Raw genomic sequence first — 19,915 nt, forward strand, 5'->3', positions numbered from 1 at the left:
ATATTATGAAAAAAATTTCTTTTACTAAACAATTTTTCATTACGTTAAGTGTGTTCCTCCTAGGTTCAATTAATGCATTAGCAAGTTCTTTAGTCATTGAAGTACCAGATGATCTAGAACCAACAACAGAGACCGTCTCCTATCAATGCGATATGGGAACAAGCAAAGAGCATGTTGAGGCAACTTATCATAATGCTGGCAATATTGCGCTTGTTGATTTAAAATGGAACGATAAGCGCATCATTGGTTCTAATGTAATTGCCGCTTCTGGAGGAAAATATGTGGGTGGTCAATACATTTGGTGGGTAACTAAAAATGAAGCCATATTTTACGATCTTATTAATGATCCAAAAGAAGAAAAGCCCATCCACTGTGTAGAAGAAAAAAGCACAGAATAAGGAAGGTTCTTACATTTCAAGAACCGCGCTGGCTCTCATCGCTTGATGTTCCTTCTGACATGGATAATTTTTTCTCCGTCTGGTGTGATAAAAGAGCCAGCGGTTTTTCTGACTGTTCTTCTGAATGATGTCGATAAGCTGCTGTATGTGAAAGCAACATAGAAGCTACTGGTGCCGTTAAAAATAAAAAAAACATCAGCAAAACTTCATGAAAAGCAAAATAATGATCCACAAATATTGAATAAAGAAATGAAGAAATGAGAATGCTATAAGCGCCCCAACTCGTACATATTGAAAGCATATGCAAACGCTTATAAAAATTGGAAAAACGCACCAAGCCTATCGTTGCGATCAGAGTCAGTCCAGACCCTAATATTAAGAAAACTGTGATAGCAATAGCAACTACAAGCGATACATCATCTTTCATTCAATAATCTCCCCCCGCATGAGAAATTTCGCCAAAGCAATACTCGAGACAGGACCCAACAACCCAATAATGAGAGCTGCTACGAAATAAATGGTTGTTCCTGAACGGATATCGAATGTAAGAAATAAAAGAATAGTGGTTATATAAAGAGCATCCAAACCAACAATCCGATCCTGCGCCCGTGGACCACGAATCAACCGAAACAGCGCGAAAATCACCGCTAAACTTAAAAAAAACTGTGAAAAGAAAAGCCCCCAATAAAGAATCACCATACTCATTAAAAAATCTCCAAAAGCAATTGCTCATACCGTTGTTTGATCAACTGTTTGTAATCATACCCATTTTTAAAATTTAAGACATGGAGCAAAAGTTCACCCTTTTTACTATTATAGGCAACCCAAGCCGTTCCAGGAGTTACCGAAAGAATGCATGCTAAAATAGCCAAAGCAGTGCGATTATGAAGCAGAAGAGGTACTACAATAAAACCAGATTTCTGCTCTCGAGACCTCTTTGTTAAAACAAACCAAGCCACCGAAATATTTGAGAATATAGAATCTATAAATACTCGAAAACCGAGACGAAAAACCGCACTCCAGCTTTTAATAACAGCCTTCTCTGGCTCCAAAAGCCATATCATCCAACCACAAAACAAAGCGGTTAAAATCCCTAAAAGCAATTGCCCTAAACTAAAACCATTTAAAATAAGCCACATAAGGACAATGACACCGCTGAAAAAGGGGGAAGGACAAAAACGATTCATTTATTCATCTCCCTATTTTCGAGAGAAAAATCCGTTAAAACGCCCTCAATATAATTTTGAGGTTCATACAAAGACTTAGCGGTTTCAGACATATAATGACTAACAGGACCGGCTACAATTGTTATAAGAAAACACAAAGCAAGGAGAACGGCAATAGGTGCAAATTCTATCACCTGCACACGGGGAACGCGCCCTTCAAGAGAAACCCAAAAAGTTCGGATACCCGTTCGTGTCAATGCAATCAAAGCCGCAACACCAGAAAGAGTGACAAAAACAACAAAAAGCCAATCTTGGTAAACCGGAAGAGAAGCAGAAAAATCCTCTCTACTGTGGTTTAAAATTGCCATGAACATCATAAGTTTAGCAACAAAACCAGAAAAAGGTGGCAACCCAACAATCAACATGGCACAGATACCAAAACACGCTCCAAGAATTGCCAGGGTTACTGGAAAATAGGTACCAACTTCATCCTCTTCCTCCTCTTCATCGTCACCATACACCTCCATTGTAACAGCAAGAACATTAGCAGCCACATCTTGACAGCGCTCAACCAACTCTACCAAAAGAAAAAAAGCTCCCAGTGCTAAAGTTGAAGAAACAATATAAAAAAGTGCGCCTGCTGTCAGTGCTGCATTGCCGATCCCGATCGCAGCCAACAACGTACCAGAAGAGACAAGGACACTATAAGCTGCCAAACGCACCAAAACTTGGCTCGCTAATACCCCAATAAAACCAACAATCATAGTGGCAAGCCCACCATAAAACAAAACCGTATGACCAAAATGGCTAAAATATACACTTTCAGGACCAAACCATAGCAGCGTTAAACGTAAAATAACATAAATACCAACCTTGCTCAAAAGTGCAAAAGAAGCTCCAACTGGCGCTGCTGCTGCACTGTAAGTTGGTACCAACCAAAAATTAAGCGGCCACATACCCGCTTTAAGCAAAAAAGCAATACCTAAAAGTGCAACACCTATTTCGAACAAAACAATATCTGTAGAAGATATATATTTTATTTTAACAGCCAAATCGGCCATATTAAGAGTACCAACGACTCCATAAATGAGCGCTATACCAACTAAAAAAAATAACGAAGCAACAAGATTAACCACGACATAATGCAACCCTGCGCGCACGCGTGTCTGACCAGAACCATGCAAAGCAAGCCCATAGGAAGCCGTTAACATAACTTCAAAAAACACAAATAAATTAAATAAATCGCCGGTCAAAAAAGCGCCATTTATCCCCACCATAAAAAATTGCATCAGTGACTGAAAATGAGAACCAGCTTTGTACCAATGAGCCCGCGCAAAAACCAACACGCTAGTCACCAACAAGCTGGAAAGTAAAAGCATCATAGCGCTTAAGCGGTCAAGGACTAAAACAATTCCGAAGGAAGAAGGCCAATTGCCAAGTCGATAAACATCGCAAGCCGGTGCTATTTCAAGAGTACGCATAACCAATAAAATGGCAGTAACGACCAACAGTCCAGCAGAAGAAAGACTGATGAATGATTTAAATTTTGCACGACGTTCATCATAAAAAAGAAGAAGTGCTCCAGTGATTAACGGCAAAAGAATAGGCAAAATAAGGAGATGATGCACCCCTACTTCCATTATTGCACCTCACGTCCATCAACGTGATCAGAACCCGTTAAACCACGTGAAACCAGAAGAATAACTAAAAATAAAGCTGTTGTTGCAAAACCAATCACAATCGCAGTTAAAACCAAGGCTTGTGGGAGAGGATCGACATAATTAGCTGGATTAATAACAGTGTTAGGATCAACAATTGGGGCAGCATTACTACGCGGTCTACTCATTGAAAACATAAAAAGATTCACACCATAGGAGATCAAAGACAAACCAAGAATGACTTGAAAAGTACGTGGACGCAAAACAAGCCAAATACCTGATCCAACAAAAACACCGATACCTAAAGAAAGAACAATTTCCATTAATTTTTCTTCTCTTTTAAAACAGGTTTCTTACCGATTCGGTAACTCCGAATTGACTGGTGTGCAAGTGCAATTAAAATGAGAACAGTTGCCCCTAACACAAGAGAAAGCACACCAAAATCAAACAAAAAAGCAGATGCCATGGGAACTTTTCCAATTAACGGAAGATGAATATATCGAAAAAAGGATGTTAAAAAAGGATATCCAAAAAACCAAGAACCCATCCCCGTTACGACTGACAACAATAAGCCAAAGCCTATCCAACGCAAAGGTAAAACTCTCAAATGCGTTTCTACCCACCGAATATCGCGTGCAAGATATTGTAAAATAAATCCTATCGCCAAAGTAATACCACCGACAAATCCGCCTCCTGGCAGATCATGCCCTCGCATGAATAAATAAATAGCAAAAGCGATAATAACCGGAAAGAACCAACCCATAATAACAGCAGGAACAGTGAGATAATTCAACACAGTATCCCCTACATTTCGATTAGGCTGTGCTATATCAAAAGCTTTCTGAATACGCTGTTGAAAAGGCGCATCAATACTCTCAGGCGCAGGACGAAAACGCCGTAAGAGGGCAAAAACAGTAAGGGAAACAACACCCAAAACCACAATTTCTCCCATGGTATCAAAACCACGGAAATCAACCAACAACACATTCACAACATTGCGACCACCAGCATCTGAGTAAGAATGTGTTAGAAAAAAATCAGAAATCGTTGTACCTTGAGGGCGTGTCATCACTGCAAAAGAGAGCCATGCTACACCAGCACCTCCTACAAGGGATATGATGAAATCACGGAGACGACGCAAGCGAACCCAAAAATGAACAGCAGCTGGCCTAGGATCATGCAAACGTTTGGGTAACCACCGCAAACCAAGCAATAATAAGACGACTGTAACAACCTCAACAACCAATTGTGTTATTGCTAAATCAGGGGCAGAGAGCCATAAAAAGGTTGCACAAGTCATCAAACCAGCTCCTCCTAAAAGCATAAGTGAAGCAAGACGATGAAACTTTGCTCGCCAAGCAACTAACAGCGCACATAATCCGCCAACCAACCAAAGAGCGAGAAAAGGAATATCAACTGGAAAAAGCGGTAATGCCCCCACTGAAATGAACCCATCGCACCAAAGTAAAAGACCAACAAATGCAAAACACACCCAAAAAATCCAGTGCAACTGTATCTGCAAACGGCGTGTTGACAAAACAGATTCCACCGCACGTGCCCATTTCCAAGAAATAATCACGAGAATGCGTTCAAAAATACGCGGTCCCTTTAAGTGACGGAAAAAAGGAGCCCCATCATCACAGGATAAAAAATAACGATGCCCGACAGCATAGAGCAATCCGCCTCCTAATAATGCAACAAAACTCATCACTAATGGAGTGTTAAACCCATGCCAAACAGCCAAACTATAAGGAATTGTCATTGGTCCTAAAACAGATACGACCGCATTATCTAAAATAGGTCCTATTGTTAAATTAGGAAAAATACCAACTGCTAAACAAATAAACACCAAAAGCTCCATTGGTAAACGCATAAAATGCGGTGGTTCATGGGGAATTTTGGGTAAATTTTCAGGCTTTGGTCCTAAAAAAACACCATGAATAAAGCGTATAGAATAGGTCACACTAAACAGACTAGCTAGAGTTGCCACATAAGGGGCAATCCAATCGAGCCATGATTCCATATGCGTTTCAACAGCTTCAGCAAAAAACATTTCTTTCGATAAAAAACCATTCAACAAAGGAACTCCAGCCATCGCTGCGCTTGCAACTAAAGCAAGAGTTGCTGTAATAGGCATAGAACGATAAAGCCCTGACAATTTACGCATATCACGTGTTCCCGTCTCGTGATCAATAATGCCAGCAGCCATAAATAAAGAAGCTTTAAAAGTAGCATGATTGGCCATATGAAAGATCGCTGCAACACAAGCAAGTGGACTGCCAAGACTTAAAAGCGTGGTAATCAAACCAAGATGACTAATAGTCGAGTAAGCAAGCAACCCTTTCAAGTCTTGCTGAAACATGGAAAAATAGGCCCCAAGAAGAAGAGTTGAGAGTCCTGAAAAACCAACCAGCCAAAACCAAGATTCTGTTCCAGAGAGCACAGGCCATAAACGAACAAGCAAAAACAATCCTGCTTTTACCATTGTTGCCGAATGCAAATAAGCCGATACGGGGGTTGGAGCAGCCATCGCATTGGGTAGCCAAAAATGAAAGGGAAATTGCGCGCTTTTTGTTAATCCCCCTAATAAAATACAAATAAGGATAGGACTATAAAGAGAACTTGACCGGATCATATCTCCAGACTGAAGCACCTTATCCAAATCAAAACTGCCAACAATATACCCAATCAATAAAACCCCAATAAAAAGGGCAAAACCACCAAAACCTGTGATCGTTAGAGCCATACGCGCACCCTCACGCGCACTTGCATTATGATACCAATAGCCGATCAACAAAAAAGAAAAAATACTGGTGAGTTCCCAGAAAACAACCAAAAAGACGAGATTACCTGATAAAACTATTCCTATCATTGATCCCATAAAGGCCAAAAAAAAGGAAAAAAAACGCGGTACAGAATCCGCCGGATCCATGTAATAACGTGAATAAATGACAACAAGCAGCCCAATTCCTGTAATAAGCAAGCAAAAAAGCCACGACAAACCATCTATACGGAGAATCAAATCGCTCCCCCATTCTGGAAGCCAAGAAATATCTAAACGCACTATGTGGTTTCCGCGAACTTCTGGATAAAGCATTATTGTAAAAATAAGACAGAAAAGTGCAACAATCCCAGCAAACCACGCTTCATTATTTTTTGCTGTCGAACGAAAAAAGCCAATGACAGCACTTCCACCAAAGGGAAGCAAAACGAGCAATACCAACATTGCTTCCCGTGTTGTCATTCTTTAAACTCCATTTTGCCTTAATATTTTGTCATCGACAAAACAAAAACTTATATTCTCACCCCCCCATTCCACACTTAATGATAATAAGATTTAATAAAACTTAAAAGCATTTAAATTTTAAAAAAAACAATGCTTGCATAACAATACTGCGCACCACACAAGTTTTCTCTTTATTGTAAGAACAATAACGCCCACGACAAGAAGCAATTAAAATTTTATTTAATTTCTATCCTTTAAAAAAGCGTGATAAACACTGCTTACGCCCCCCATGAAAAGGCTGAAAACTATTATCAATTTTATTATAAGAGCGATAACGCGCACGGCAAGATTCAATATGTTGTTTAAGCATCCATGGCTCTTTTTTTTCTAATTTTTCCGAAGAAGACGTTAAAAATACTTTTTTAGCATTTGATACAACTTTTAATGATGCGCCTTTTGTGCTTAAGTGCGGTGATGTAACAAATGCCATTTCAGGATACCACCAATTATCACTGTATTTACGATAACCACGCCGATAATGACGATAACCTTTAAAACCATTAATTTCTCTACGCCCCGTAAAAATCAAAGGCACCGAACTATCTTGGACAGAAGTCTGAGTAACCAGTTTGGCTTTAGCATCACTCCTATTTTGCCCCCAATTAACAAGAGTGGTTGTTATAATGAAAAAACTGCTAACAAATACAAAAGCTAAAGCGTAACATAATTTTTTTTTCATACTCATAACAAAAAACTCAACATAATAAATAACAGTAATTACAGAAAGCCTTTCTCTTGCTAGACAGAAACAGATTCTTTTCTTAAGACTCTTTTTTCTTGAGACATTCTGTTACTCTTTGTACTAAACGTTGATCTTGGCAATAAGATCCTTCAAAAAAGAATGAATAAATGATGATAAAAACCCCCTATTACCTTATAGACAAATCGAAACTCATCAAAAACATGCAAACAATTTCTCGTTTACGGGAAATGTCCGGAGCTAAAATTTTACTTGCTTTAAAATGTTTTGCCACATGGAGTGTTTTTGATTTAATGTCTGAATTCATGGATGGAACCACATCATCATCTCTGTATGAATTGCGTTTAGGAAGAGAAAAATTTGGCAAAGAAACCCATGCCTATTCGGTTGCTTGGGCCGATCATGAAATTGATGAAGCCTGTGGCTATGCAGACAAAATTATCTTTAACTCAATCCAACAGCTTCAACGTTTTTCTGATGCAACAAAAACCATTCAAAGAGGTTTAAGGTTAAATCCAGGAATCAGCGCATCCAATTTTGATCTTGCCAACCCTTCCCGCCCTTTTAGCCGCTTAGGCGAAACCAATCAAAGCGCTATTAAAGAAGTTCTACCCCTCATAAATGGCCTGATGATCCACAACAATTGCGAAAATGCTGATTTTAATCTTTTTAACCAAATGCTTGGGTATATGGAAGAAAAATTTGCAGAACTTTTCGCTGCGGTTGACTGGATAAGCCTTGGCGGTGGTATCCATTTTACGGCTGAAAATTATCCTTTAGAAGCTTTCGCAAAACGCTTAAAACAATTTTCTAAAACCCATGGTGTTACTCTTTTTCTAGAACCAGGAGAAGCTGCTATTACCAAAAGCACCACATTAGAAGTCAGTGTTCTTGACACATTGTATAATGAAAAGAATCTAGCCATCGTCGATAGCTCCATTGAAGCTCATATGCTTGATCTTCTCATTTATCGTGAAAATGCCAAATTAGAACCCAATCAAGGACCACACGAAATTATGATTTGTGGAAAATCTTGTCTTGCCGGCGATGTTTTTGGAACATTTCAATTTCAAAAACCTCTTAAAATAGGCGATAGACTGTCTTTTCAGGATGCAGCAGGTTATACAATGGTCAAGAAAAACTGGTTTAATGGCGTTACAATGCCTGCTATTGTTCTCAAAGAGTACGATGGTACATTAACACTTCAACGCCAATTCAGCTATAACGACTATCAGGAAAGCCTTTCATAAAGATAAACCATAAAAAACGTCATGCAACAGTATTAAAAAGGAGATGAACCTACAATGAAAAAAAATGTTCTCATTATTGGTGCTGGAGGTGTTGCACAAGTTGTTGCACACAAATGTGCTCAAAACAACGATATTCTTGGTGAAATTCATATTGCTTCACGAACACTCAAAAAATGTGAAGCCATCATTGCTTCTATTAAAGAAAAAAACACAATGAAAGAGCAAGGTGTTCTCAAAAGCCATTCGCTCAATGCCATGAATGTAGAAGAAACTATAAAGCTCATCCAAAAGACCAAATGCGAAATTGTCATTAATGTTGGTTCTGCCTTTCTTAATATGTCTGTTCTTTCAGCTTGTATTGAAACCAAATGCGCTTATATCGATACCGCAATCCATGAAGACCCATTGAAAATTTGTGAAACACCTCCTTGGTATGGCAATTATGAATGGCCTCGGCGTCCAGAATGTGAAAAAGCTGGTATAACCGCTATTTTAGGAGCAGGTTTTGACCCAGGTGTAGTGAATGCTTATGCAGCATTAGCGCGCGATGATTATTTTGATAAAATCACAGATATTGATATTATTGATATTAATGCCGGAAATCATGGGCGTTGGTTTGCTACAAATTTTGATCCAGAAATTAACTTCCGTGAATTTACAGGACAAGTATGGTCATGGCAAAATAAAAAATGGACTTCCAATAAAATGTTTGAAATCAGCCATGAATGGGATCTTCCCGTTGTTGGAAAACAAAAAGCCTATATGACAGGACATGATGAAATTCATTCACTTTCCAAAAATCTTGATGTAGAGAATGTTCGTTTCTGGATGGGATTTAGTGATCGTTATATCACTGTTTTTACGGTTCTAAAAAACCTCGGACTCTTATCTGAACAACCCATTAAAACGGCAGAAGGTCAAGAAGTCGTGCCCTTGAAAGTTGTGAAGGCCGTCTTACCCGACCCTTCCTCTCTCGCCCCAGACTACACAGGAAAAACCTGTATCGGAGATCTTATTAAAGGCGAAAAAGATGGACACTCGCGAGAAATTTTTATCTATAACATAGCCGATCACAAACAAGCTTTTCATGAAACTGGAGCACAAGGCATTTCCTATACAGCTGGCGTACCAGCAGCCGCAACAGCCCTTCTTATTGCCACAGGCGAATGGGATGTTAAAACTATGGTCAATGTAGAAGAATTATCACCCCGCCCTTTCCTTAAATATCTTGATCATATGGGGCTTCCCACTTTTATAAGAAAACAACAAGAGGATACAAAATTAGAATTTTAACTTACACCTATAGAAAGCATATGCTTGATTCTTTAAGTTATCATAAAACAACCTACTGAAAACAAATTTAATATTCTCATGTAATTATGGTTTTCAAAAAATTTTAGCTATTCGTTATATTTTGGCAACATTGCGATTTCTTAACAGCCTTAAAGAAGAGACATATCATCTTTTTAGACATAGCGATGATCAAGAAAAACAGAGAAGAAAAAGCTAATTTAATCACACTGTATAACTTGTCATTATCATCAAAAAGATAGTGTCATAAACAAAAGATATAAAAATACCGCTCTTTTAAAGAAGAGCGGTATTTTGTAGAATATACAACCCCTCCCCTCTTCATCTTAAATGACAAAGATCCTTAACCCACACCAATCATTAAACAATTCAATTTCTTTGAACAAATTCCTCTTGTCTTCCCTCTTTATATGATTCATCATCATATATAACATGTTGATTTATAACAATAAAACATCATTTTAACTTGATTCATAACGCTGAATACTGTAAGATTCTCTTAATCACAAACTCTCTCACATTGATGCAATTAAAATATTTTGTCTGCACATCACAAACAAAACGAGCGTGTGAGGTAAAATGATAAAAGAACAGAATAAAAATTCTCTTATGAAAACTCTCAAATAATAAAGAGCTTTAGCAATATTGAGAAATGAAAAAGTGTATTATAATGCCAGTGTGTACTTTTACTAAACAGAAAGATGATAGTGCACAATAGATCTTATAACAGTTTGAATGCAATTTATATATTTCAAGAGGAACTTTACAGCGATACCATTCACGATCACCATCGTGAAGTGGATTTGTGCATTTTGAGAGATGTTTTCTTAAAACAAAGCACGCAAATAAACTCAGAATCCTATCTTAAATATTTTATAACAGTATAAAAACCACCCTATATGTAAAACTTTACATAAACCAAACACCACCGCTCTAAACAATAGTGTACAACAGGATAATCAATCAAAACTATACAACAGAGTTCTAAAACAGTAATTATCGAAAAGCATACAACAAATGGAACACTTCAATACAATTGGTTATATTCCTTTTTAAAGTTTTAAAATATTGTTGCATGCTTCACAAATATTTTCTGCTCCCAGAACCTTTTAAAATGTACTTTCTAAAAGCTTTTTAAATATGAAGTGGTTTAGCAAATGTTGCCAAAGCTGCCTCACGCACGGCTTCTGATAAGGTAGGATGCGCATGGCAACAACGTCCCAGATCTTCTGATGAACCACCAAATTCCATCAAAACTGCAATTTCATGGATCATTTCACCAGCACCAAACCCAAGAATATGCCCCCCTAATACCCGATCTGTTTTTTTATCAGAAAGGATTTTAACGAACCCATCACTCTTTTGCATTGCACGTGCACGACCATTGGCCATAAAAGGAAACTTGCCAACATTATATTCAATACCAGCAGTTTTTAGCTCTTCTTCTGTTCTGCCTACACTCGCAATTTCCGGCTGTGTATAAACAACACTAGGAATAACATCAAAATTAACATGCCCTTTTTGACCTGCCAAAATTTCTGCCACCGCAACGCCTTCTTCCTCTGCTTTATGCGCTAACATTGGCCCTTTAACGACATCACCAATCGCATAAATTCCTGGAACATTCGTCTGCCAATGGGCATCAATTGCAATAAAACCACGTTCATCTAACTGAACACCAGCCTCTTGTAAGCCAAGCCCCTCTGTATACGGAGAACGCCCAGTAGCAATGAGCACAACATCAGCCTCTAAAGTTTCAGCTGCACCACCTTTGACGGCTTCAAAAGTCACCTGAGCAGTTGAGCCAGATTGTGTAATAGCTGTTACTTTTGTTCCCGTCTTATATTCTATTCCCTGTTTTTCCATTAATTTCTGAAATTGCCGTGAAACTTCACCATCCATTGAGCCCAAAACTTTATTAAGATACTCAATAATGGTCACCTTAGCACCTAAACGGCTCCAAACTGATCCAAGTTCTGAACCAATGACACCAGCACCTACTACAATCATATGCGCTGGTACTTTTTCAAGTGAAAGAGCTCCCGTAGAAGAAACAATAGTCTTTTCATCAATTTCAACATTCACCCCTGGAATGCCTGAACTCTCTGAACCGGTAGCAATAATAATATTTTTTGTTTCAATTGTTTGTTTATGACCATCTCTGGCAACAACTTCCACATGACCCGCACTCAAAATTTTGGCTGTCCCAAAAAAAGTATCAACTTTATTTTTTTTCATCAAAAAAGAAACACCACTTGTATTGGCTGTCACCACAGCCTTCTTATGAACCATCATTTGTTCAAGATTAAGCTTAGATTTACCAATAGAAATACCAAGCGTTTCAAAACCATGCTGGGTTTCAGAAAACACTTCTGAAGCATGCAACAACGCTTTAGAAGGAATACAACCAACGTTGAGACATGTTCCTCCTAATGTTGTACGCTTTTCAATAATCGCTACTTTAAGTCCCAGTTGTGCCGCCTTTATTGCTGCTACATAACCACCTGGACCTGCTCCGATCACAGCCACATCATAAGACATCCGTTTCTCCTTTCATCCTGAAAACTGTATTTTACAAATCAAGAACAAGGCGTTCCGGATCCTCTAAGCTTTCCTTAACACGTACAAGGAAAGTTACAGCTTCTTGCCCATCCACAATACGGTGATCGTAAGAAAGCGCTAAATACATCATGGGGCGGATCACAACTTGGCCCTCAACAACCATTGCTCGCTCTTTAATCGCATGCATTCCCAAAATACCAGATTGTGGTGCATTCAAAATCGGTGTTGACATCAACGATCCATACACACCACCATTGGTAATGGTAAAAGTCCCGCCCTGCATATCAGAAACGGCTAATTTTCCATCACGCGCAAGGCGCCCCAAACGCCCAATTTCCTTTTCAATCTCTGCCAATGACATTTGATCTGCATCTCGCACGACTGGAACAACAAGCCCTTTATCCGTTCCAACAGCAATTCCAACATTGACATAGTTTTTGTAAACAATATCTGTCCCATCAATCTCGGCATTAACAGCAGGAAGTTCTTTTAATGCATGACAAACAGCCTTGGTAAAAAAACCCATAAAACCAAGTTTAACACCATGTTTCTTTTCAAAAAGATCCTTATAACGCTTACGCAAATCCATCACAGCTGACATGTCAACCTCATTAAATGTGGTTAACATTGCTGCTACATTTTGTGCATCTTTAAGACGGCGAGCAATTGTTTGACGCAATTTCGTCATGCGAACCCGCTCTTCACGTGTTTCTTGGACAGGAGTTGCCGAAGAACTTGTCGCAGAAGAAGAGGGTGTAGGGGCATTTGTACTTTGTTTTAATCCACCAAGAACATCTTCTTTAAGAATTTGTCCACGTTTTCCAGAACCTGAAATATCGCTTTTTGTAACATTATTTTCAGCCATCAATTTTGCTGCTGAAGGAGACGGAGGCATTGTACTGCTCGAAGCAGACTTCTCCGATTCAGATGAAGCCACTGGAACAAGTGTAGCAGAAGGTGAAGATGATTGGGAGACACCAGCTTCTCCAGCTTTCACCACTCCTAAAAGAGCCTTTACTTCAACCGTATCGCCTTCTTTTGCAATGATTTCGGATAATATCCCTGCAATAGGAGAAGGAACTTCAACGGTTACCTTATCAGTTTCTAATTCAACCAAAGGCTCATCCATAGCGACAGCCTCGCCAAGTTTTTTAAACCATTTGCCAACCGTTGCTTCGGTAACCGATTCGCCCAAAGTAGGAACACGAATTTCAGTAGTCATAATATTTTTCCATACATCAGAGTAGTAATAAATTAAGAACCTAACGCGTCTTTAAGAAACGCAGCCAGTTGTTCAAGGTGTTTCACCATTAACCCAGAGGCTGGTGACGCACTCGCAGGACGTCCTGCATAACGAGCACGTGAATATTGCGCATTAATATGCGTCAAAACCCATTCCAAATAAGGCTCAATAAATGACCAAGCCCCCATATTTTTTGGTTCCTCTTGGCACCAAAAAACTTCCGCCTGCAAAAAGCGCGACAACACATTCACCAAAACTTTTGCAGGGAAAGGATAAAGCTGTTCAACACGAAGGAGATAAACATCATCAATACCCTTTTTTTCACGTTCTTCATAAAGGTCGTAATAAACCTTACCAGTACAAAGAACGACACGGCGAATTTTATTATCTTTTTGCAACTTAATGACAGAATCTTTGAGACATTCTGCATCATCAAGCAATACACGACAGAAACTTGTTTCTGGTCCCATTTCATTGAGAAGTGAAACAGCTCGCTTATGACGCAAAAGTGATTTCGGTGTCATTAAGATCAATGGCTTACGGAAATCACGCTTAATTTGTCGACGCAAAATATGAAAATAATTTGCAGGGGTTGTACAATTAGCAACCTGCATATTATCTTCCGCACAAAGTTGAAGAAACCGTTCTAAACGTGCAGAAGAATGCTCCGGCCCTTGCCCCTCAAAACCATGAGGCAATAAACACACAAGACCAGACATACGAAGCCACTTACGCTCTGCAGATGAAATAAATTGATCAAAAATGACCTGTGCACCATTAGAAAAATCACCAAATTGTGCTTCCCAAAGTGTTAATCCTCGTGGTTCAGCAAGAGAATATCCATATTCAAAACCAAGAACAGCTTCTTCAGAAAGCATAGAATTAACAACGTCATAAAGCGCTTGCCCCTTTTGTAAATGATTCAAAGGAATATAACGCGCCTCATTTTCTTGGTCATAAAGAACGGAATGACGTTGTGAAAAAGTTCCCCGCTCAACATCTTCACCGGAAAGACGAACCGGTGCTCCTTCCAAACAAAGTGAACCAAAAGCTAAAGCTTCAGCGGTTGCCCAGTCAACACCTTCACCAGTTTCAAAAATTTTAGCACGATTATTTAAAAAACGTTGAATGGTTTTGTGAACATGAAAATCTGACGGAATTTCAACAATTTTCTGACCAATTTCCTTTAAAATTTTTAATTCAACACCGGTTGTTCTAGAATGCTGCTCATCAGAACTACTAAAAGCTTTGAGTCCCGTCCAGCTTCCATCAAGCCAATCAGCCTTATTAGGTTTATAAGAAGCACTTGCCTCAAGTTCACCTTCAAGCTTATCGCGCCATAATTTTTTTTGTTGCTCAATCTCTTCTAAAGAAACCACCCCTTCTGCTACCAATTGGTCACTGTAAAGTTGAAGTGTTGTTTTATGATTACGAATTGCTTTATACATAAGCGGCTGCGTAAAGGAAGGTTCATCACCTTCATTATGCCCATAACGGCGATAACAAAACATATCAATAACCACTGGTTTATGGAAAATTTGGCGAAATTCTGTTGCTATTTTGGCAACAAAAACAACTGCCTCAGGATCATCGCCATTTACATGGAAAATTGGTGCATCAATCATTTTTGCGACATCTGATGGATAAGGCGAAGAACGCGAAAAACGTGGAGATGTTGTAAAACCAATCTGGTTATTAATAATAACATGAAGTGAGCCTGCAACACGATAACCTTTAAGACCTGAAAGACCAAAAGTTTCTTGGATAACGCCTTGTCCTGCAAAAGCAGCATCACCATGAATAAGCAATGGCATCACTTTTGAACGCTCACTTAATGGGAGTAAATCAGTATGCGCAGGCCCCATAAGTTGATCTTGTTTAGCACGTGCTTTTCCCATAACAACCGGATCAACAATCTCAAGATGAGATGGATTGGCCAACAGCGATAAATGAACTTTTTTACCATCAAAGTCCAGATCAGCGGTAGTTCCCAAATGATATTTAACATCACCGGATCCCTCCACATCATCAGGCTTATAAGATCCTCCTTTGAATTCATGAAAGATAGCCCTATGCGGCTTGGAAAGAACTTGTGAAAGAACATTTAAACGACCACGATGTGCCATTCCTAAAATAACTTCCCTAACCCCTAAAGCACTACCACATTTGATAATCTGTTCAAGAGCGGGAATCAGCGCCTCACCACCATCGAGTCCAAAACGCTTTGTACCTTTGTATTTAGTGTCTAAAAACTGTTCAAATCCCTCTGCCTGAATAAGCTTATTCAAAATAGCTTTCTTGTCTTGTTGTGTGAAAGAATTTTTTTTATCTCTTCCTTCAATGCGTTCTTGAAGCCATGCTTTCTGAACCGGATCAGAAACATGCATATATTCCACACCGATTGTTGAACAATAAGTACGGTTGAGAATTTCAAGCATTTGTGGAATAGTTGCATACTCCAACCCTAAAACATTATCAATAAAAATGGGACGCTCGTAATCATCTGGAGTAAAACCATAAGCTTCTGGAGAAAGTTCCTTATAATCTTCTTGTTTTTCGGCCAATTGAAGAGGGTCTAGCTTTGCCCGAAGATGCCCCCGTGCTCGAAACGCACGAATCATCATAATTGCATGAACGGAATCACGTGTTGCACGAATAATATCTTGCTCGCTGGAAGTTTTTCCCTTTTGTGCAGCACCTGTTATTGCTTTTTCCTTTAATTTATCACCAAGATATTTTTCAAGAGAAGACCAATCACCATCAAGAGCAGAAACCAATTCTCCATTTGCCTTTACTGGCCAATGATCACTTTGCCATGTCGCCCCTTCAGCATTTCTGAGAACATCTTCTTTATTATCGTGAAGTCCTTCAAAAAAAGCACGCCACTGTGAATCAACACTGGTAGGATCTTTTTCATATTGAGCATAAAGTTGATCTATATAATCCGCATTGCCACCATAAAGAAATGATGTCTGTGCAAAAAGGCTATTTATTTCGTCCTGCCTTGCCATATACCTCTCCGGAACATCTATTCCGTCTCCTTATATCTCTTTTCGACCTTTAAATGCTTACAAAACAAGCAATGATTCGAACATTTAAAAAAGTTTTACCTTTTTATACTCAAGTTTTTTTCACCTGAATCTAAGAACTTTTTCTTATCCAGGTGAAATTTTCTTTTAGCCTTTCAAAACTGACATCAAGGTCTTACCTATCTGTGATGGTGAAGGAGACACTCGAATCCCCGCTGATTCCATTGCCGCAATTTTATCTTCTGCTCCACCTTTACCACCAGAAATAACAGCACCAGCATGTCCCATTGTACGTCCTGGAGGAGCTGTACGGCCAGCAATAAAGCCAACAACTGGTTTTTTACGACCTTTTCTTGCTTCATCTTGCAAAAACTGTGCTGCTTCTTCTTCAGCAGAACCACCAATCTCCCCAATCATAACAATAGACTGAGTTTCATCATCCGCTAAAAACATTTCCAACACATCAATAAATTCAGTGCCCTTAACAGGATCGCCACCAATCCCTATCGCTGTTGTTTGCCCGAGACCTTCCTGACTCGTCTGAAAAACGGCTTCATAAGTTAAAGTTCCCGACCTCGAGACAACCCCAACAGAACCTTTTCTAAAAATAGAACCAGGCATAATACCAATTTTACATTCATTTGGTGTAAGAATACCGGGACAATTCGGACCAATAAGACGTGATTTTGAGTTTTCTAATCGCGCCTTCACTTTAACCATATCCATAACGGGAATACCTTCCGTAATACAGATAATTAAACGAACTTCAGCTTCTATAGCTTCTATAATAGCTGCTGCAGCCCCTGCAGGAGGAACGTAAATAACGGAAGCGTCTGCGCCTGTTTTTTCTTTTGCTTCTGCAACATTAGCAAAGATCGGAAGAGTTTCGCCTTTTGAACCTTCCCATGTTTCTCCACCCTTTTTAGGATTAACGCCACCAACCATTTGCGTACCATGATAAGCAAGCGCCTGTTCTGTATGAAATGTTCCTGTTTTTCCTGTAAGCCCTTGAACTAGAACTTTTGTCTCTTTATTAACAAGAATCGACATAGCTTAAGCTCCCTTCACGGCTGCAACAATTTTTTGGGCAGCATCATCTAAATCATCAGCAGGAATAACATTCAAACCACTTTCATTGATAATTGCTTTACCCTGCTCAACATTAGTGCCTTCAAGACGAACAACTAAGGGAACCTTTAAACCAACCTCACGAACAGCAGCAACCACACCTTCAGCAATGACATCACAACGCATAATACCACCAAAAATGTTAACCAAAATACCCTTAACATTCGGATCGGCCGTAATAATTTTAAAAGCAGCTGTCACCTTTTCTTTTGACGCTCCACCACCAACGTCAAGAAAATTTGCAGGCTCAGCTCCATAAAGCTTAATGATATCCATCGTTGCCATAGCAAGACCCGCACCATTAACCATGCAACCAATCGTACCCTCAAGAGCAACATAAGCAAGATCATGCTTTGATGCTTCAATTTCTTTTGGATCCTCTTCTGAAAGATCGCGTAATTCTAAAATATCTGGATGACGAAACAGAGCATTATTATCAAAAGAAACTTTCGCATCAAGAACACGTAAACGACCATCTTTCATCACAATAAGCGGATTGATTTCTAAAAGGCTCATATCTTTTTCACAAAATGCCTTATAGAGAATTGGAAAAAGCTTTTCACCATCTTCTCGCGCAATACTTTGTAGTTTCAACGCATCACAAAGTCTTGCACAATCAGCAGAAGTAACACCCTCTACAGCATCAATCGGAAGCGTGAATATTTTTTCTGGTGTCTCTTCAGCAACCGTCTCAATATCCATTCCACCTTCTGTTGAAACAACAAAAGCAATTCGACCAACACTACGATCAACCAAAAGCGAAAGATAAAGCTCTCGTTCAATATCGGCACCGTCTTCAATATAAAGGCGGTTGACCTGCTTACCCTCTGGACCTGTTTGTTTGGTTACCAAAGTTTTTCCAAGCATTTCTTGAACATTTGCAACAACTTCTTCAACAGATTGTGCAAGCCGAACACCACCCTTTGCATCAGGACCAAGTTCTTTAAACTTACCCTTACCACGGCCACCAGCGTGTATCTGACTTTTAACCACATAAAGAGGTCCGGGCAATTTTTCCGCCCATTTTTCAGCTTGCTCTACAGAATAAACAGCAACACCATTTGCAATTGGTGCTCCATATTCATGAAGCAGACGTTTGGCCTGATACTCATGGATATTCATGCATTTGTCCTTTTCTTTTATGGATCATTATTAATCCTAAAGTTTTAATATTCTAAATACTTATTTTAATGAATTAAATCTTATTCAATTTACTTGAGACTAGGCACAAGAGCAATACAAGCTTCACAAAGCTTTTTAACCGCATTTACTGAATGATCAAAAGCACCTCTTTCTTCTTTATCAAGATCAATTTCAATGACTCGCTCAACACCACCTGCACCAAGTACAACAGGAACACCAACGTAGGTATCATTAACTCCATATTCTCCTGAAAGATAAGCTGCAACAGGCACAACACGCTTAGTATCCTTTAGATAGGCTTCAGCCATAGAAACAGCAGAAGCTGCTGGTGCGTAATAAGCAGAACCTGTTTTTAACAAACCAACAATTTCTGCACCGCCATCACGGGTACGCTTGATAATTTGATCAATTCTTTCCTGTGTTGTCCAGCCCATTTTTACAAGATCAGGCAAAGAAATACCACTAACCGTTGAATAACGCATGAGAGGAACCATTGAATCACCGTGGCCCCCTAAAACAAACGCTGTCACATCTTTAACAGAAACCTTAAATTCCTCAGATAAGAAATAACGAAAACGTGCTGAATCAAGAACACCGGCCATACCAACCACTTTATGAGTAGGGAGACCTGAAAATTTTTGCAATGCCCACACCATCGCATCAAGGGGATTGGTAATACAAATAACAAATGCTGAAGAAGCGTATTTTTTAATTCCAGCGCCAACTTGTTCCATAACCTTTAAATTAATGCCCAAAAGTTCATCACGGCTCATACCAGGTTTTCGCGCAACACCTGCTGTTACAATAACAACATCAGCGCCTTCAATTGCTTCATAAGCATTAGCACCTTTTAGACTGATATCAAAACCGTCAACAGGTGAAGATTCGGCGATATCTAGAGCCTTACCTTGTGGTACACCTTCCGCAATATCAAATAAAACAACGTCACCAAGTTCTTTAAGCCCAATAATATGTGCTAAAGTACCACCAATCATACCTGAACCAATGAGAGCTATTTTTTTTCGTGCCATTTTATTTTTT

Annotated in this window: 16 protein-coding genes; 3 read left to right on the plus strand and 13 right to left on the minus strand. The window is 39.2% G+C overall.

The annotated features are described in order from the left end of the window. Window positions 1-5: 5 nt before the first annotated feature. A complete protein-coding gene (locus ACFIKU_RS00075; protein WP_375641218.1) occupies window positions 6-398 on the plus strand; it encodes an MliC family protein in 393 nt (130 codons plus the stop codon). A 16-nt stretch (window positions 399-414) separates the two neighbouring features. On the opposite strand, the gene mnhG is transcribed toward ACFIKU_RS00075, so the two are convergent. The 7 genes from mnhG to ACFIKU_RS00110 form a co-directional block, all read right to left on the minus strand. Further along, window positions 415-825, minus strand: coding sequence for a monovalent cation/H(+) antiporter subunit G (gene mnhG / locus ACFIKU_RS00080; RefSeq protein WP_375656326.1), 411 nt, complete (start codon window positions 823-825; stop codon window positions 415-417). Further along, window positions 822-1,103 (minus strand): K+/H+ antiporter subunit F, encoded by a 282-nt coding sequence (locus ACFIKU_RS00085; RefSeq protein WP_273790147.1) that lies wholly within the window; start codon window positions 1,101-1,103, stop codon window positions 822-824. Before ACFIKU_RS00085 ends, mnhG begins: the two co-directional genes overlap by 4 nt. Next, the gene (locus ACFIKU_RS00090; protein ID WP_375656327.1) at window positions 1,103-1,585 is read right to left on the minus strand and encodes a Na+/H+ antiporter subunit E; all 483 of its coding nucleotides are present in this window, start codon (window positions 1,583-1,585) and stop codon (window positions 1,103-1,105) included. The genes ACFIKU_RS00085 and ACFIKU_RS00090 overlap by 1 nt, the downstream gene beginning before the upstream one ends. After that, window positions 1,582-3,204 carry a monovalent cation/H+ antiporter subunit D gene (locus tag ACFIKU_RS00095; RefSeq protein ID WP_375656328.1) on the minus strand — a complete coding sequence of 541 codons (1,623 nt, stop codon included), beginning with the start codon at window positions 3,202-3,204 and terminating at the stop codon, window positions 1,582-1,584. The genes ACFIKU_RS00090 and ACFIKU_RS00095 overlap by 4 nt, the downstream gene beginning before the upstream one ends. Further along, the gene (locus ACFIKU_RS00100; protein ID WP_375641225.1) at window positions 3,204-3,545 is read right to left on the minus strand and encodes a Na+/H+ antiporter subunit C; all 342 of its coding nucleotides are present in this window, start codon (window positions 3,543-3,545) and stop codon (window positions 3,204-3,206) included. Before ACFIKU_RS00100 ends, ACFIKU_RS00095 begins: the two co-directional genes overlap by 1 nt. Continuing rightward, on the minus strand, window positions 3,545-6,466 hold the full coding sequence (locus ACFIKU_RS00105) for a monovalent cation/H+ antiporter subunit A (protein ID WP_375656329.1): 2,922 nt from the start codon (window positions 6,464-6,466) through the stop codon (window positions 3,545-3,547). The genes ACFIKU_RS00100 and ACFIKU_RS00105 overlap by 1 nt, the downstream gene beginning before the upstream one ends. Before the next feature lie 229 nt (window positions 6,467-6,695). Continuing rightward, window positions 6,696-7,193 carry a BA14K family protein gene (locus ACFIKU_RS00110; protein WP_375641228.1) on the minus strand — a complete coding sequence of 166 codons (498 nt, stop codon included), beginning with the start codon at window positions 7,191-7,193 and terminating at the stop codon, window positions 6,696-6,698. A 167-nt stretch (window positions 7,194-7,360) separates the two neighbouring features. Here ACFIKU_RS00110 and ACFIKU_RS00115 point away from each other — a divergent pair, with 167 nt between their 5' ends. Continuing rightward, window positions 7,361-8,458: a carboxynorspermidine decarboxylase gene (locus tag ACFIKU_RS00115; protein WP_375656405.1), complete on the plus strand. Its 1,098-nt coding sequence runs from the start codon at window positions 7,361-7,363 to the stop codon at window positions 8,456-8,458. Window positions 8,459-8,512: 54 nt separating this feature from the next. Then, window positions 8,513-9,751 (plus strand): saccharopine dehydrogenase NADP-binding domain-containing protein, encoded by a 1,239-nt coding sequence (locus tag ACFIKU_RS00120; protein ID WP_375656330.1) that lies wholly within the window; start codon window positions 8,513-8,515, stop codon window positions 9,749-9,751. Window positions 9,752-10,903: 1,152 nt separating this feature from the next. On the opposite strand, the gene lpdA is transcribed toward ACFIKU_RS00120, so the two are convergent. The 6 genes from lpdA to mdh form a co-directional block, all read right to left on the minus strand. Then, window positions 10,904-12,310 carry a dihydrolipoyl dehydrogenase gene (gene lpdA / locus ACFIKU_RS00125; RefSeq protein WP_375656331.1) on the minus strand — a complete coding sequence of 469 codons (1,407 nt, stop codon included), beginning with the start codon at window positions 12,308-12,310 and terminating at the stop codon, window positions 10,904-10,906. Between the two features lie 31 nt (window positions 12,311-12,341). Then, window positions 12,342-13,553: a 2-oxoglutarate dehydrogenase complex dihydrolipoyllysine-residue succinyltransferase gene (odhB, locus tag ACFIKU_RS00130; RefSeq protein ID WP_375656332.1), complete on the minus strand. Its 1,212-nt coding sequence runs from the start codon at window positions 13,551-13,553 to the stop codon at window positions 12,342-12,344. Between the two features lie 32 nt (window positions 13,554-13,585). Continuing rightward, window positions 13,586-16,585, minus strand: coding sequence for a 2-oxoglutarate dehydrogenase E1 component (locus ACFIKU_RS00135; RefSeq protein ID WP_375656333.1), 3,000 nt, complete (start codon window positions 16,583-16,585; stop codon window positions 13,586-13,588). A 165-nt stretch (window positions 16,586-16,750) separates the two neighbouring features. Beyond that, the gene (gene sucD / locus ACFIKU_RS00140) at window positions 16,751-17,653 is read right to left on the minus strand and encodes a succinate--CoA ligase subunit alpha (RefSeq protein WP_375615683.1); all 903 of its coding nucleotides are present in this window, start codon (window positions 17,651-17,653) and stop codon (window positions 16,751-16,753) included. Between the two features lie 3 nt (window positions 17,654-17,656). Then, window positions 17,657-18,853, minus strand: a complete 1,197-nt coding sequence (sucC, locus tag ACFIKU_RS00145) for an ADP-forming succinate--CoA ligase subunit beta (RefSeq protein WP_375656334.1) — start codon at window positions 18,851-18,853, stop codon at window positions 17,657-17,659. 89 nt (window positions 18,854-18,942) lie between these two features. Then, window positions 18,943-19,905 (minus strand): malate dehydrogenase, encoded by a 963-nt coding sequence (gene mdh / locus ACFIKU_RS00150; protein WP_375641242.1) that lies wholly within the window; start codon window positions 19,903-19,905, stop codon window positions 18,943-18,945. Window positions 19,906-19,915: the final 10 nt, after the last annotated feature.

Origin of the sequence: Bartonella sp. CM120XJJH (genome assembly GCF_042194715.1) — a bacterium.
GTDB lineage: Bacteria > Pseudomonadota > Alphaproteobacteria > Rhizobiales > Rhizobiaceae > Bartonella.